12 protein-coding genes and 1 pseudogene are annotated in these 15,418 nt (G+C 58.4%); 3 read left to right on the top strand and 10 right to left on the bottom strand.

The window, feature by feature from the left end:
• Positions 1 to 26 precede the first annotated feature (26 nt).
• The 3 genes from ACVWZJ_RS10085 to csx2 form a co-directional block, all read right to left on the bottom strand.
• Positions 27 to 1,166 (bottom strand): type III-B CRISPR module-associated protein Cmr3, encoded by a 1,140-nt coding sequence (locus tag ACVWZJ_RS10085; RefSeq protein ID WP_457395959.1) that lies wholly within the window; start codon positions 1,164 to 1,166, stop codon positions 27 to 29.
• Positions 1,163 to 4,150, bottom strand: a complete 2,988-nt coding sequence (gene cas10 / locus ACVWZJ_RS10080) for a type III-B CRISPR-associated protein Cas10/Cmr2 (protein ID WP_457395958.1) — start codon at positions 4,148 to 4,150, stop codon at positions 1,163 to 1,165. Before cas10 ends, ACVWZJ_RS10085 begins: the two co-directional genes overlap by 4 nt.
• Positions 4,151 to 4,352: 202 nt before the next feature.
• A complete protein-coding gene (gene csx2, locus ACVWZJ_RS10075) occupies positions 4,353 to 5,687 on the bottom strand; it encodes a TIGR02221 family CRISPR-associated protein (RefSeq protein ID WP_457395957.1) in 1,335 nt (444 codons plus the stop codon).
• Positions 5,688 to 5,854: 167 nt separating this feature from the next.
• On the opposite strand from csx2, the gene ACVWZJ_RS10070 reads away from it, so the two are divergent.
• Positions 5,855 to 6,604 carry a Uma2 family endonuclease gene (locus ACVWZJ_RS10070; RefSeq protein WP_457395956.1) on the top strand — a complete coding sequence of 250 codons (750 nt, stop codon included), beginning with the start codon at positions 5,855 to 5,857 and terminating at the stop codon, positions 6,602 to 6,604.
• Between the two features lie 132 nt (positions 6,605 to 6,736).
• Here ACVWZJ_RS10070 and ACVWZJ_RS10065 read toward each other — a convergent pair whose 3' ends face one another.
• The 3 genes from ACVWZJ_RS10065 to ACVWZJ_RS10055 form a co-directional block, all read right to left on the bottom strand.
• Entirely contained in the window at positions 6,737 to 7,297 is a 561-nt protein-coding gene (locus ACVWZJ_RS10065) for a formylmethanofuran dehydrogenase subunit E family protein (protein WP_049749561.1), read from the bottom strand.
• 373 nt (positions 7,298 to 7,670) lie between these two features.
• Positions 7,671 to 8,585, bottom strand: a complete 915-nt coding sequence (locus ACVWZJ_RS10060) for a S1 RNA-binding domain-containing protein (protein WP_457395955.1) — start codon at positions 8,583 to 8,585, stop codon at positions 7,671 to 7,673.
• 77 nt (positions 8,586 to 8,662) lie between these two features.
• Positions 8,663 to 9,103 carry an RrF2 family transcriptional regulator gene (locus tag ACVWZJ_RS10055; RefSeq protein ID WP_457395954.1) on the bottom strand — a complete coding sequence of 147 codons (441 nt, stop codon included), beginning with the start codon at positions 9,101 to 9,103 and terminating at the stop codon, positions 8,663 to 8,665.
• Between the two features lie 131 nt (positions 9,104 to 9,234).
• Between ACVWZJ_RS10055 and ACVWZJ_RS10050 the strand changes: the two genes are divergently transcribed.
• The gene (locus ACVWZJ_RS10050) at positions 9,235 to 10,230 is read left to right on the top strand and encodes an AAA family ATPase (protein ID WP_414342457.1); all 996 of its coding nucleotides are present in this window, start codon (positions 9,235 to 9,237) and stop codon (positions 10,228 to 10,230) included.
• A 24-nt stretch (positions 10,231 to 10,254) separates the two neighbouring features.
• Here ACVWZJ_RS10050 and ACVWZJ_RS10045 read toward each other — a convergent pair whose 3' ends face one another.
• Entirely contained in the window at positions 10,255 to 11,283 is a 1,029-nt protein-coding gene (locus tag ACVWZJ_RS10045; protein WP_457395953.1) for an ABC transporter permease, read from the bottom strand.
• 209 nt (positions 11,284 to 11,492) lie between these two features.
• On the opposite strand from ACVWZJ_RS10045, the gene ACVWZJ_RS10040 reads away from it, so the two are divergent.
• Complete coding sequence (locus ACVWZJ_RS10040) at positions 11,493 to 12,449, top strand: NAD-dependent epimerase/dehydratase family protein (RefSeq protein WP_457395952.1); 957 nt, start codon at positions 11,493 to 11,495, stop codon at positions 12,447 to 12,449.
• Between the two features lie 118 nt (positions 12,450 to 12,567).
• On the opposite strand, the gene cobW is transcribed toward ACVWZJ_RS10040, so the two are convergent.
• The 3 genes and pseudogenes from cobW to ACVWZJ_RS10025 all read right to left on the bottom strand — a co-directional run.
• Positions 12,568 to 13,626: a cobalamin biosynthesis protein CobW gene (cobW, locus tag ACVWZJ_RS10035; RefSeq protein WP_457395951.1), complete on the bottom strand. Its 1,059-nt coding sequence runs from the start codon at positions 13,624 to 13,626 to the stop codon at positions 12,568 to 12,570.
• A 131-nt stretch (positions 13,627 to 13,757) separates the two neighbouring features.
• Positions 13,758 to 15,137, bottom strand: a complete 1,380-nt coding sequence (gene psbC, locus ACVWZJ_RS10030; protein ID WP_369791763.1) for a photosystem II reaction center protein CP43 — start codon at positions 15,135 to 15,137, stop codon at positions 13,758 to 13,760.
• A 187-nt stretch (positions 15,138 to 15,324) separates the two neighbouring features.
• Positions 15,325 to 15,418: pseudogene (locus ACVWZJ_RS10025) on the bottom strand (photosystem II protein D2); the annotation flags it as partial.

Raw genomic sequence — 15,418 nt, 5'->3', positions numbered from 1 at the left:
AAGTATTCAAGGACTGAAAGCAAAACTCAGTTGGCCCAAGGCAGCCATAGGAGCTCGCTATAGCCCAACAGCCGCCAGCGGTGGAACACGTTGAGCCGGCCATCTTCTAGCTCGGGCTCTTCTTGGTTGAGGAGGGCCGGCTGCTCCAGGTAGTAGATACTGCCAGGGGGCGCGGCAAAAACTTGGGGGGCGGGCAGGCTCATCTGCCGCTGCTCTGGGGGGCGATCCACCCGCAGGCGTCCACTGATGGCAACGGGCTTGCCGGTGGCCACGCTCACCAGGGGGCCGGTGAGGGAGTGAGCAGGATGGGGAGTGGCCAATCGCCATTCCCACGGCCAGGCGCGGCAGAGGGAACGCCCGTCCACCTTTTTGATGAACACACCTGGGGTCACCAAGTAGGCCAAAGCGCGTCCGGCTTGGCAAAAGGCGGCCTGAGAAAGGGCCTGCAACTGCTGCCACTGCTCCTGCAGCTTCGGACAAGGGGCTAGCAAGGCACCGTGGCCTTCTCCCCCCAGCCGCAGCACTGCTTCCTGAGTAAGGGGTAGGGGATCCCAGGCTTCGCGATCGGGATCCCAGCACTCGATGGAAAGGGCCAAACTCCAGCCCGGCTGAAGACGGATACAGGTCTCCACAAAGTAGCCATCGGCTTCTCGCACTTGCCGCTTGCTCACCTGCAGGGTGTTGTGGGGCCGCACTTCATACTTCAGCGGTGGCTTAACGGCCTGGCTGAGATCCCAGCCTTTGCCTTCCAGCGCCTTTTGCACCGCCTCGAAGGGCAGATAGCCTCCCGTTTTTTTCTTCTTGCTGCTCTGGCTGCCTTCGGGTTCCTCCTCTGCTGGCCTCAGGGACACCAACGGGGCTGGCCGGGTGGGATCCCAGTGGCAATGGAAGTAGGGATCCCTCTCGTCCAACCAAGGCACAGGGACAAGGGGGGATCCGTCTTCCAGGTGCAGAGGGGCGGGGAAATAGAGCCTTTCGTCGTGGCAGAGAAAGGGGCCCCGCAGCCGCAGCGTCATCGGCTGGCCCAGGTAGGCTTGAACAGCCCCGGCCAAGGTGTGGCCACTGGGGGGAAAGCTGCTATTGGCCCAGGCCCGCTCTCCCGGCGCAAAGGGCTTGGCATCCCGAAACATCCACACATCCAAGGGTGATAGGGTAAACCAACTCATCGGCCGTTCCTCCCCAATTTCACGGTGCGGTTGCGCAGCACAAAAGCTGCCAGCTTGAACCAGTTTTTGATCTCCAGATCCCACTCCTGGGGCTGGGCGGGCAGGCTGTGCTGCCAAAAATGCTGGATAAACTCCACAAGCTTGTTCTGGAAGTGCTCTTTCTGCTCCGATTCCTGTTTGAAGAGATCCCGGCGGCTGCAAAAGAGCGTGGCCCAGGCTGGCACCGCCTCTGGGCTGGGGGCAGGATGTTGCTCCCACAGTTGGGCTGCCTGCTCAAACAAGGAGCTTTGATCCTGCTGCTGGCCCATGAGCTTCCAGTCAAAATCAAGGAGATCCTTCCACTTGTCGAACGTGTCGAACTTGCTGGTGCTCACCAGTTGGTTGCCATTGGCAAACAGCACCCGCACCTGCACGCTGTCTTTGGGGCAGCCATGGGCATAGAGGTGGCCCTTGGCTTCTTCTTCCGCCTGCCAAAGGTTTTCCAGGGCAATGGCCAGAGGCACCGAGTGATGGGCAATCACCACGCCGAAGCTGATGGTGGCTGCGGATCCCAGGGTAAAGAGGGGGCGCTGGCTCAAACCTTCGGGAGGCCGCCCTTTTTTCCACTGCCAGTAGTCCCCCAGGTTCTCAAACTCCCGCCAGTCATCCTCTCCCCCCCGGAAACACTGGCGAATATCCCACAGCCAGCCATCCCACTCCCAGAGGTTGGTGTAGGCCAAAACGTCGTCCCCACCGGCGTAGATGAGCTTGCCTGCATAGCGTTGCTCTGTTAGGTAGGGCACCAACTGGCCGGAAAAATCCAGCAGGGCGCGGCTTAGAGCGCTGTGGGTGGCAGGCCCCATGCGCTTGCGGCTGTTTTTGACAAACTTCTGAAAAGCGTCTTTGACTTGCTCCAGCTCCTCCTTGTCCTTGCCAAAGACCTCGCCAATGGCTTCCGTTTGCCCGTTGGCCAGCCGCTGTAGGGGTTGAGGCAGATAGTCGTAGTAGGATTTCATCTTCTCGCCCCTCAGCCATTTGCCCATGTCGTCCCCATCCCCGGCAGCCAGCACGTACCAACTGGCGGGGTTAACGCTGGGGTAGTAGCGGCCTAGAAGCGTCTCGATGTCCTGCCGGTAGCTTCTTTGCGTTTCCTCGTCCAGCTCCAGGTCTTCCACCAGCCAACCGGCATTGAGCAGACGGGGATGGTAGCACAGCTCCTGCTGGTCGGCCCACGGGATCCCCCATTTGCCCCGCATTTCCCGCAGCACTGCCCTGACCTCCGGGTAGCGGGCCTCCACTGCCTGACAGGCCTGCTCGAAGTGCTCTCGTTCCCGTCGCCCTTGGGTTTTGAGGTAGCCGGCTACGCCAGCGGTGAGATCCGGGTAGGAAGCGGCAATCTGGTCTTCATCCAGCTCGCGGAAGAGCTCCGGCAGCACTTTGTACAAGCCCCGCTTGAGGGTTTCGGTGGCATTGAGCTGTTCCCGGCCATCGAAGAGCCCGGCCTGCCGTTGCCAAAGCCGCCGACTCTCCCCTTCTGTTATCCACCCCTGCCGCGGTGAGGGATGCACCACCGGCCCCAAGCCCGAAACGGTGCTGCGCGGCCCAAAGGCAACGGGGAGTTGCCAATCGCGGGCCTGCTTACAAGCTGCCTGTAGGCGCCGAGTTTGCTCCACTGCAGCTGCCCACCAGGATCCGACGTTGAGTCCGGCTTTGTATTGGCGGCGCTGTTGTCTTTGGGGATCCCAAAAGCTAGCCCGCAGAAACTCCAGCTCCTCATCAGCAAAGAGCTTTTGCTTAGCCCCCAGGTGATAGGTGCGGTTTTGGGCACTGACCCAGGGATCCGCATCAATGGAAACCTGAGGGGGCCTAAGGATGCCGGTATCCTTGAGGGCATGAGCCGGGGATCCCAGGGGCACGGCTGCCCAGTAGTGCTGCCACTGGTGCTCCAGCCATCCCTGCCAGGTGGGATCCTCTGGGTGCAACTGCCTCAGCCAGCGGCGATCCGCCTGCAGGTGATCCAGCACCCTCTGGGCCAACTGCTTCCATTCTTCCTTGAGGGTCTGCTGGGCAAACTGCATGGCCGCCTCCACCCGCTCTTCTGGCAGCAGCAGCAGGAGCACATTGGGAAAGCCGGCGGTGAGCAGGGCGTTAGGCGAAGGCTGAGGGATCCATTCTTCAAATTCGGGGTACTTCTCCCGCAGCCAGTAGTCGATTAATGGCTGGCCATAGAGGCTGGGGTAGAGCAGACAGTCGGGGCCGTATTTCTCGGCAAGCCGCCAACTCATGCGGGCAGAAAGGTAGTGCAGCAGCCAGGATCCGGCCCAAAAGTCCCGCATCTTGCGGCTGGCTTTGATCAGCTCCTGGATGGGGTTGAAGGTAAAGCTCACCAAGAAGGGTCGCGCGAACTTGGGCTCCTCGTAGCCGGCCAAGCATCCGGCCAAGGCTGCGGTGACGCTGGCGTGGCTCCACAGGGATCCGTCTGGCAGCCGGGTTTCTGCCGGCAATAGCAGCAAGCTCTCATCCCCAAACTCCTGACAAATGGCCTGGGGAAAGCACCGCCAAAACCACCAAAACACTTTTTGGGGATCCTCCTCTTGCCAAACCCAATCGGGGATGGCGCTCTCCTCCCGTTCCATCAGGTAGTCTGCACGGGAGCCGGCATCCTTGAGGGCTTGGTGTTGGTCATCGGCCAATTGCCAAAAGTGCTTGCGCCCGGAGAGCAAGTGGCTCATTTCTAGTCCAAGACCCAAGTTGCGATCCTCAACTTGATAGTTGATGGCTATGGGCAAATGGCCAATGGCCGCGCGGTCGCTGGCCGAGGCGATGAGATCCGCATCTCCCACACCTCTGAGAGGGGATCCCTCGGCTTTGGGAGAAGACCATCCCTGCATCGCCGCCAGTCTGGTCCACAGCCCTTCCTTGGAGCGGCCAGTCCTGTCGTGTAGGGCTTTGAGGGCGGGATCATGTAACAGACCCCAGAGCTTAGCTTGCCAGTAGTAAGACATGGTGTTTTCGCTGGAGAAACAGAACAGTTAGGAACTCCTCGAACAAGGAACAAAACCCCGGTAGCCACCCGATGTCGTGGCTACAGAAGCTACAAAACAAAATCGATCTGATCCCGGCCAGCCCTCAGTTTTCTTCAGTATTTCTCAATAGCCGTTGTTTGACCAAAAACCCAGAACCTGAGGGCGAACCGATGTCTTTAGCCTACGGAGAAGTGGAAAGATCCCCTTCCAACTTCCCTTCTGCCCAGGTCAATTTGGGAAACAGCTCTTCCAGGCCAGGCAGCAGGTCTTGCAAAACAAAGCTTTCTAGAGCTTCGCTGTTCAAAGGGTCTGGATTCATCTGCACATGGGCAACATCGTTGCGGTACTGGCTGAGGCGAGACCAGAGATCGGCAAGCTGCTTGGCGTCGGGCACATGGGCGGTAATAGGAGGAAGCGCCTGGGGCTGGTCTTCCCGTGGGATGAGGGATCGGCCCGATTCGCCAGTCGCAGGGGGATCTCCAAGGGGCTGGTCTTCTCGTGGAATGAGGGATGCCAACTGGTGTTCAATTCCCTGCCGCTCTTCTCGTTCGAGGTAGTTTTGGATCCCCTCACAGAGGCAAAGGGCGGAGACCACCCACTCCCGGGCCAGTAGAAGAGCTTGGGTGATGAGGCGCTTTTCTACATACCAGCGCAGCAGTTGAAATTGCTTTTGAACTTGGGCTTTGGGATCCGAAGCCCTGTCCGCGGGTAGAGCCAGTTGGCTGTAGCTATCCTGAATGCTTCGCAGCAGCAGGCCAAAAGGCTTGGCAAATTGACCCACCTCTTGCTCCAGATCCGCGGTGGAGTGCTTTTGCAAATTGGGCAAGTCCTCTTTTAGGAGATTGACAGGTCTTACCAGTTCAAGAGAGCGGGAAACATTGCGGATGGCTCGGCCAAAGCTTTGCAGCCGAGTAGGTCTGGGATCCCCTTTGCCAGACTTTTGTCGGCGGTAAAAGTCCCGTTGAACCGTATCCAAAAGTTGACCCAACTCCAGCGCCGAGCCGGTGCTGATGAATTTGTCGGTAGCCGTCAGCCAATCCAAAAGACGAAGGGCGGGGGTGAGATCGATAATGGGGGTTTCCGCTTGGCCAGAGCGGTACAGACCATAGTAGAGACCCTGAATCTCTACATTTTTGGCCTTGCGCAAAAGGGCAGCTCCCAAGAGCACCAGTACGGGGATGGAGCGAAAGGCGTGGGTGATATCGAAAAGCAGCCGTGTGTTGGCCTCGATGCTGTCAACCAGCACGTCGAAGATCTGCCAGGTCTCTGCCTCGGTTTTCCCTTCAGGAATGGCCTTGGCAATTTTCTCCACGTGGGGGGGTAGGCAGTCCTGTAGATGCTTCCAATGGGTGTCATGTGCTTCTTGGGTTAGCAGCACAATCACCCTCTCGATGTCAAAGAGCTGACAGAGGGCTTTGGCAACATAACGGGTTCTATCGGCTTTCCGCTCCCCAAAAACATACACCGTCTCGCTGTAGGGGCTGGTGCCTAGAGTGGTCAAAAGGGTATTAGCCATAGGGATCCTCTCGATGACGGCTTTCAAGCATTGAAGCACGGGCATCTTCAAGCTACTGCAGCTTGGAAGCCCCCCCCTTCTCAATTTGCCTGGAGAGGGTTCTGGGTTGAATGTTGCCCTATCCTCTCCCGAAAAGTGGCATTCTCTGCTCAGCCGGTGCCAGAAAGATGGGGATCTCTACCCCCAAAATTGAGTGGAGCCATCTTGCCGCTGGATTTGGATCCCTGCTCGACAACTGTTTCAAAACGGTGAAGGTGGGGGATGTCAGAGCTAGCCTAGACAGAGATTCGGCCATCCTAAACAACGGGGATCCTGTGATGCTATCGACTCCAGAGTTGTCCATTTCAGGTCAAAAGCTAACTCCCGAACAGTTTCTGGCCTTGCCGGAGGGGGATATTGTCTATGAGCTAGTCGATGGGCGGGCCGTCTCCAAAAACGAACCCATGTCGCCAAAACGCTTCCATGCTCGTCTCCAACCGGTGTTGTGGCAAATTTTGGAGGACTGGTGCTCTAGCCCTGAGTGTCCTAAGCCTGGGTCAGCACATACTGAGTGGGCAATTGTTCTGACACGAAAAGCGGAACCCTGGATCCCAGTTCCTGATGTTACTTACATCTCTAACGAGCGGTTGCCGGTTGAGGCCATGACCGATGAACCTTGTTTTGCCATTCCCGAGTTGGTGATCGAGATCCTTTCTCCTGGCCAGAGTTTTGGAGCCATAGCTCAGAAGGCAACCGATTATCTAGAAGCTGGGATCCCCAGGGTTTGGGTTGTGGATCCCCAAGCCAAGAGCATCACGGTCTTCTATCCCGATGCCCCGCCGCGCACCTTTACGGGATCCCAAGCCATTCAAGATGATTTCCTGCCGGGTCTAAAGGTGATCCCTCAAGATGTATTCGCTCAAGCCCGGATCCCTTAGGGGGTACCTAGCGAGCCCACGATAATCAGAGTTAGTTCCAGAAAGAGAGCATCCGGCAGAGGTGGCCACCCGCTCGGGTCTGGAGCTGATTGGCTCAGGAATGCCGAAGGGATCCCGAAGCGATATTCCCTGCTATGGGCTAATGGCGAGACGGAAAAGCTTCTCATCGGCCAGTTGAAGAACTTCCTGCCCTGCAGCCGCCAGTTGTTCCGAGGGCAAGTTCTGGTATTTGTCAATAAACTCGGGCAAAACTTGAAACTCCACCCGCTTGCCGGTCTCTCGGTGGATGACCACGCTGCGCATTTTTTCAAGAGATTCGACCTCCACCAGCTTCAAGTTCAACTTGCCCAAACTGGCTCCTGTTGCAGCATGCAAGCCATCCACAATGCACACGAACGGGATCTCTGCCGGCGACTCGTGAATGACCTCCACCAGAAAACGGTTCCTAGAAGTGTGGGGAGTTGGACTCATCAAGCCCAGCTCCTGCAGAGCGCGCATCCCCATGCGATAGCCGACCACGGCCCAAGGCCCAGCTCCGCCATGAATTTCCGTTACTCGCTGAATGGCCGCCGCCGTCGAGTCCGTTGCAGAACTGGTGACCGGATGAGCTGTCGCCGGCGCTCCCAGAGTTAGCTGAAGTGCAATCAGCAAAAGAGAAAGCTGCTGTGGCTTGGCAATGGATGACAGGTTCATAGGCAGCGAGAGAGCTGATAAAGAGGAGATGGGTCAAGCCATCCTAAGCTCTAACCTTCGAGGTTGCCTATGCGGGGGTAGGGGATCCAGCCCTCTTCTGGGAACTCTTCCGAAAATCACCTCCTGGCTGAAGAGGGCTAAGACCAATGGTATTGTCAGGGGTAAGCCCCTGGGCGTTGAGCACAGGCCCCTGCAGGAGTAAGGGTAGTACTAGAGTACCGTGATTTTCCTCTGATTGCCGTAAGGCGTTGAGCACGGGATGAAAAAAAGGATCCCGTATGGGATCCCTTGGAAGTGATTTTCCTCTGATTGCCGTAAGGCGTCTTGCTTTCCCTCTGCAGGTTTTGCATCCGAACTCGAGGCAGAGATGGGATCAGATGACTTGGCCGTCGGATGTTATTCTCCCCTTGAGTTTACCGGCCCGCTCTTCGGCCTCCTCCATAACCCTGTCCAGCTGCTCCAGCACCTCGCCCGGATGCTTTTCCAGCACCCGCAGGGAGAGGGCCATCCGTCCCTTGGCCTCATCTACATCGATGACAACAGCTTTGATGCGTTGGCCTGGTTTGAACAAATCCGGTAGCGAGGCTACAAAGTTTTGGCTGACCTGCTTGATATGCAACAGCCCGGTTATCCCCCCTTCCAAATCCACAAACACGCCGAAGGGTTTCAGTCCGCTGACCTTGCCCTCCACCACTTGGCCACTGGTGTAGCGGCTCAGGTTCTCCGACTTTACAGCCGCCCTTTGGGAGAGCACCAGCTTGTTGGCTTCTGGGTTCACCTCGATAAAGCTTGCTGTCAAGGATTGCCCCACCAACTCCTCCAGACTTTCCCGTTGGCTGAGGTGGGAGCGGGGAATGAAGCCGCGCAGCCCCTGCACATCCACCACCACCCCCCCTTTGTTGGTGGCGATCACCGGAACGGTTACCGTCTGGCCGTTGGCTTGCTTCTGGGCCAGCTCTTCCCAAAGCCGCTTCAGCCTCAGCCGCCGCGCCGAGAGCACAATTTGTCCTTCTGCATCTTCCCGCAGGATGAGAAACTCGGCTTCTGTCTTTAAAGGAAAGAGCGCACTCAAATCTTCCCCTGGGCGGATCCCTGCTTCCTTGAGGGGCAAAAAGGCCGGGGATTTGCCGCCAATATCCACCAGAGCGCCATCGTTCTGATGTTGGAAGATGCGGCCTTGCACCACCTGCCCCGGTTGAAAGCTGAGGTTTTGCTTGTCTAAAGCCTGGGCAAAATCTTCCGCGGAAAACGTATCGGCAGCCTGAGAGCGAGAAGAGCGAACGGTCATGGAAGGGCTCAATTCGAAAAGCAGTGGGTTTCAGGATAACCCAAAACTTGCCAGGGATCCCAGCTCCAGCCTCTGGCCTAGATGTAGTACATGAGCCGAGCCTGTTGCTGTTGTGCCTGCCGGTCGCAGAGGTCTTGTAGGGTGGTCTTCTGGAGAATGGCTACCGCCGCAGCTTGAGCCTCTTGCCAGGCCTCCAGGAGCACTTCCCGCTCTGGGGTGAGATCGCCCGAGGGCAAGTCGCGGGAGCGGGTGAGATCTTCCCCCTCGATGGCCTGGATAACATCCAGCAGCGAGATCTGCCAGGGTGCTCGGGCCAGGAAGTAGCCTCCCTTGGATCCCCGTTGGCTGCGCACCAACCCCTGTCTGCGCAAGGTGGCCAGCAATTGCTCCAAGTAGCGGTCGGGTATGGACTGATGGGCCGCAATTTCTTTGATCTGCAGCACCTGGCCATCACTGTAGTGCTGGGCCAATTCCAGAAGGGCTAGGAGAGCATATTCACTTTTACAAGACAGTTCCAAGATAGTTATCCTTCGTGGAGAGCTCAGGTCTATGATACTCCGGTTTTTCACTGGGGTTTAGCGGGATCCCGCCCTGAGCTGGCAATGGGATCCAGCCTGTAAGGTGGAATAGGCCCCTTTGGGAATGGTTTATGGCGAGTGTCAGCACCCGGTCTGGTTCAGCACGGATCCCAGCGGAGCGATTACAAACCTTGCACCAACAGATTGGCAAGCTGATTGCCAATATCGAATCCGTGTTTCAGGGCAAATCGCAGGTGGTGCAGGCGGTGGTCACGGCCTTGGTTGCGGAAGGTCATGTTTTGCTTGAAGATGTGCCCGGTGTAGGCAAGACCACTTTGGCGCGGGCCATCGCCCACAGTTTGGGAGCCAAGTTTCAGCGGATTCAATTTACCAGCGACCTATTGCCGACAGATATCCTTGGCCTCACCCTTTTCAACAAAGAAAAAGGGGATTTTGAATTTCGTCCCGGCCCCATTTTTGCCCACGTGGTCTTGGCGGATGAAATCAATCGCACCTCGCCCCGCACCCAAAGTGCCCTGCTGGAGGCAATGGCGGAAAAGCAGGTTTCGCTGGACGATCGCACCTACCCGCTGCCCAGCCCATTTATGGTGTTGGCCACCCAAAATCCTTTGGAGTACCACGGCACCTATCCCCTACCAGAAAGCCAGTTGGATCGGTTTTTGGTACGGCTGTCGATTGGCTACCCCAGCCCTGAGGTAGAGCGAGCTTTACTCTTGCAACGGCAACAGGCCGAGCCGGTGGATGCTCTGCAGCCGGTTCTCTCCCTGATGGAGTTGCGAGAGATTCAGTCGGCGGTGGATCAGGTGTATTTGGATGGATCCCTGGCGGACTATCTTCTGCAGGTGGTGCAGGCCACTCGCGTGTCCAAGCTGCTGCGGGCGGGGGTATCCACCCGTGGAGCCCTGGCCTTGGCGCGGGCAGCACGGGCTCAGGCGCTGGTGAAAGGGCGCAGCTTTTGTCTACCAGAAGATCTGCAAGCACTGTTCGTGCCGGTACTGACCCATCGGGTTTCTCTGGCCGGGTCGGGAGAGATGGCCGGCAACCGACGGCAAGAGGCTGAGGCGGTGATTCGGGATATTGTCTCCACAATTGAGCCGCCTGTTTGAGGGATCCGTAGCAGCAATGGTTAACTACAGCAGTGAGTCGGGTCGGATCCGGGGATCCACCCACATCAGGAGCAAATCGGCCAACAAATTGCCCAGAATGAGCATCACGGCCCCCAGCAGAAGCCCCGCCATCACCACATTGATGTCGAAACTTTGAACAGCCTCCAAGAGCAGCTTGCCCAGCCCCGGCCAATTGAAGAAAAACTCGGCAATAAAAGAGCCGCTGAGCAGATTGGCAAACTCAAAGCCCAAGATCGTGATCAAGGGGTTGACGGCGTTGCGCAGCGCGTGCAACCAGATCACCCGCCACTCTGGGATCCCACGGGCCCGCGCCGCCTGGATGTATTCCTGCCGCAGCACATCCAAGAAATTGCCGCGCGTAATCCGCTGCAGCCCGGCAAAGCTGGTGATGCTCAGGGCCAGCGTGGGCAGGAGCAGGTGGCGGCCCAGATCCAGCAACTTTTCCCCCAAACTAAGCTCGGCAAAATAAACACTGGTCATCCCCCCTACCGGCAGCCAGCTCACGTTTTGGGCCACAATTAGCAGCAAAATGGCCAGCACGAAGCTGGGCATGGCCTGGCCCAGGTAGCTGAGCAACTGCAACGCCCGATCCAGGGGGGTGTTCTGCCGCAGCGCCCCCAGGATCCCTAGGGGAATGGCGACCAGCCAAGTCAGCACCACAGAGGACACCGCCAACAGCAAGGTAGCGCCGGCGCGGGAGAGGATGAGCTGTGCTACCGGCACGCGATAGGTGTAGCTCACCCCGAAATCCCCTTGCAGCAGGTTGCCCAGCCAGGTCAAGTACTGCCAAACCAAGGGCTTATCCAACCCCAGCCGCGCTTCCTCTTGGGCAATAAACTCCTGGCTGAAACTGGGATCCGCCCGCAAGGGATCCAAAAAATCTCCGGGGGCCAGTTGCAAGAGCAAAAAGCTGAGCACCGTGATCAACAGCAGCACCGGTACGGCTTGGGTGATCCGCTGCAAAACTAAGGCCAGGGGAGGCCAAAGGTCAAAAGCGCGGGAACGGGAAGGCGGAGAGGAGGTTACAGCCACAGATGCAGATGGATATTCGGATATGCTCTTTGAGTTGGATTCTTGTCGAACTATGCTGACATCCTTGCGGGCAAATTTCCAGTGTGGGGTTTGCCAAGCCGAGCGGCTCTCTTGCAGGGGAATTGAGGGTTCAGGCAGTCCGGCAGACAGAAGCTGAAGCGGTACACTAGTCAGAAGCTTTTTTCATCGAGTCCCGTTGGGAAGACCTCTTGCGAAACCTGTTTCTTACCGGCGCTAGCGGCTGCCTGGGACACTACGTGTTGGAGCGCCTGGCCCAGCAAAGGGATCCCGATTTTCCTGAGCAGCCCGCCTACCACCTGTACGTTCTCATCCGCGAGACCAGCCGCCTGCGGCTGCCCCTGGAACGACTGCCCGCCCCTATCACCCTAGTACCCGGCGATCTCCTGCGCATCCGGGAACACGCCGCTCTGCTGCGCCAGATGGACGGGCTGATCCACATGGCGGCAGCTTGGGGGGATCCCGCCCTGGCTTGGGCCGTGAATGTTACCCACACCCTGGAGCTCTTTCAGTTGTTGGATCCGGAGCGCTGTCAGCAGGTGATCTACTTTTCCACGGCCAGCCTTTTGAACCAGGACCTGGAGCCTTTGGCCATTGCCGGACGGGCCGGCACCGACTACATCCGCAGCAAGTACGAGATGCTGCTGCGGCGGCAGGAAAGCGGCTTCTGGCCGGAGCGCCTGCTCACCCTTTATCCCACCCTGCTCTTTGGCGGCAGCCCCCACCACCCCTACTCCCACATCACTGCCGGCCTCAAGGACGTTCTCCGCTGGCTGGATCTGATCCGCTTTTTGCGGGTGGATGCCAGCTTCCACTTTATCCACGCTGCCGATGTGGCTGAGATGGTCGCCCACTGGGTGGCCCATCTGCCTGGTGGCGGCGATTGGGTGTTGGGCAATCCCCCCCTCTCCTGGGATGAATGTGTGGAACAGATGTGTGCTTATTTCAAAAAACGGATCTATTTCCGAGTGCCTCTGCCCCCGGCTCTCGTTCGCGGCTTGGCCTTTCTATTTCGGGTGCGGCTTTCAGCCTGGGATGAGTTCTGTCTGCGCCAGCGCCATTTTGTTTACCCGGCCATTTCCCCAGAAACCCTGGGTTTGCGCTGCCACTTCCCCACCGTGGCCTCTCTTTTGGATACCTACCTCTAGACCACCTTTGAGTAACAGTAGAATGAGTAACAGTAGAACTGGACGCTGCTTCCTTTCCCTCTGGGACGGGGGGATGAGAGCCGAGGACCCAAGGGATCCCACTCGCCTCCGACAGGGATCAGCCGGTGGGGGCCACCGTTTCTCTGATGGCCAAGGCCTGGAGCTGGGCGGCAATGCGCTCGCGGTTGAGGTTTTGCCCAATCAGCACCAGTCGGGTCAAGCGCGGCTCCTGGGGTCGCCAGGGGCGGTCGTAGTAGGTTTCAAATCGGGATCCCACCCCCTGCAGCACCAGGCGCATCGGCTTGTGGAGGACGGCCACAAACCCTTTTATCCGGTAAAGACATTCCTCTTGGGCCAACTGGCGTAGCTGAGCCACCAGGGATCCCGGCTCATAACCTCCCTCCAAGCTGAGGTAGAAAGACTCAAAAGCTTCGTGCTCATGCTCCTCCCCGTGATCGTGGTGGCTGGGGCGGCGCTCGAGCTGGTCTTCCACCGCTGCATTAAAGCCCAAGAGCACTTCTGGGGGAACCTGCCCCCGCTCACAAGGGAGGATTTGAACCTCAGGGCGCAAGTGGTGCCGCAGCCAGCTTTCCACCCGAGCTTGCTCCTCTTGGGTAATCTGATCCACCTTGGTGAGCACCACCAAATCGGCACAGCTCAACTGATCCTCAAACAATTCCTCAAGCGGAGTCTCATGGTCCAAACTTTCGTCAGCCTGCCGCTGCGCCTCCAGGGCCGCCGGATCCCCCACCAGTTGCCCGGAGGCCAGAGCCTGACCATCCACCACCGTAATCACCGCATCCACCGTGGCGCCTGTACGAATGGTGGGCCAGCGGAAAGCCTGCACGAGGGGCTTGGGCAAGGCCAATCCTGAAGTCTCGATCAGGATGCAGTCCAGCTCCGCCCGCCGCTGCAACAGAGCTTCCATGGTGGGCAAAAACTCCTCCTGCACCGTGCAGCAGAGACAGCCGTTGGCCAGCTCCAGAATGGGGATGGATCCCTCCCCCTCACACCGTTGGCAATCCCGCAGCAACTCGCCGTCGATGCCCACTTCGCCAAACTCGTTAACCAACACGGCAATGCGGCGGCCCTGGTTGTTGAGCAAAAGGTGACGGATCACCGTGGTCTTGCCGGATCCCAGAAATCCGGTGATGACGGTAACAGGGATCTTGTGCATCTGCTCTGATGACTCAGCGCTCTTCAGTTTCCACCCCAAACTTTCTTTCTGCCAATCCTTGAGGGGGGGATGCCCAAAAAAAGGCCCCCGGCAAGGGGGGCCAAAGGTACATTCCAGAGGGACTTATGCCCTTATCGGATCGGCTTCATCCGGTAAACCGGCTCGTTCTCGCGGCTGATCCCTTTCTCAAAGCCAGCAGCGGCAGCGCGAGCGCGACCGGCATGCCACAGGTGACCCACGAAGAACAGGAAGCCGAAGATGAAGTTGTGAGCGGCCAACCAGGTGCGCGGGCTGGTGAAGTTCACCGTGTTGATTTCAGTAGCCACACCCCCCACCGAGTTCAGGGATCCCAGCGGCGCGTGGGTCATGTACTCCACTGCACGGCGGGCTTGCCAGGGCTGAATGTCGTTTTTCAGCTTATCCAGATCCAACCCATTGGGGCCCAGCAGCGGCTCTTTCCAGGGAGCCCGCACATCCCAGAAGCGCATCGTCTCGCCGCCGAAGATGATCTCGCCCGTGGGGGAGCGCATCAGGTATTTACCCAGACCGGTGGGACCTTGGGCTTGGCCAATGTTCGCCCCCAGGCGCTGGTCGCGCACGATGAAGGTGAGGGCTTGCGCTTGCGAGGCTTCTGGGCCAGTGGGGCCGTAGAACTCGCTGGGGTAGACGGTGTTGTTGAACCAGATGTAGCAGGTGGCAATGAAGCTCATCAGCGAAACCGCCGCCAAGCTGTAGGAGAGATAGGCCTCCCCAGACCAGATAAAGGCGCGGCGGGCCCAACCGAAGGGCTTGGTGAGGATGTGCCAGATCCCACCGGCAATGCAGATAATGCCGATGTAAATGTGGCCACCGATTACATCCTCCATGTTGTCGACGCTGATGATCCAGCCTTCCCCACCAAAGGGAGATTTGAACAAGTAGCCGAAGATCACAGCGGGGTTCAAGGTGGGGTTGGTAATTACCCGCACATCGCCACCCCCTGGAGCCCAGGTGTCATAGACACCGCCAAACCACATGGCCTTGGCCACCAATAGGAAAGCCCCCAACCCCAACAGGATCAGGTGGATCCCCAGGATGGTGGTCATCTTGTTCTTGTCTTTCCAGTCGTAGCCGAAGAAGGGGAAAGACTGCTCCAGAGTTTCTGGGCCGCGAATGGCGTGATAAATGCCCCCCAACCCCAGCACGGCGCTGGAGATCAGGTGCAGCACCCCGATGACAAAGTAGGGGTAGGTGTCAATCACCTCGCCCCCCGGGCCAACCCCCCAGCCCAGAGTGGCCACGTGGGGCATCAGGATCAGGCCCTGCTCATACATAGGCCGATCCGGCGTGAAGTGAGCCACCTCAAACAGCAGCATCGCCCCCGCCCAGAAGACGATCAGGCCAGCGTGAGCCACATGGGCGCCCAAAAGCCGACCGGAGAGATTAATCAAGCGGGCATTCCCAGCCCACCAGGCAAATCCGCCTTGGGTGCGATCTTGCACCACTGCAGAACCAAATGTTGTCGAGGTCACAGAGACCAACCTCCAATGATAGTCAGGAACAAGAGACACCAAAAAAAGTTTAGTTAACGCGAGCGCCTGCCGTTGGGCTCCCTGTCCACTGGGATCCGCGGCAGGGGATCCCTTGGGCAAGCGCTCATCCTCACAGAGCAGATCTCTAGGGATCTACCGCAGCTAAAGTCGAGCGAGCTCAGTGGGTTTAGAGCGCATTGCCGCGGGGGAGGACTTCTTCAGGGAACTCAAAGCGCTCATGGGGCTGGTCCTGCGGCGCCATCCACGCCCGAATCCCCTCG

The sequence above is a fragment of the Thermostichus sp. OS-CIW-29 genome (genome assembly GCF_054058195.1).
The sequence above is the reverse complement of the archived record's forward strand: the minus strand, read 5'-3'. Positions and strand labels throughout refer to the sequence as shown.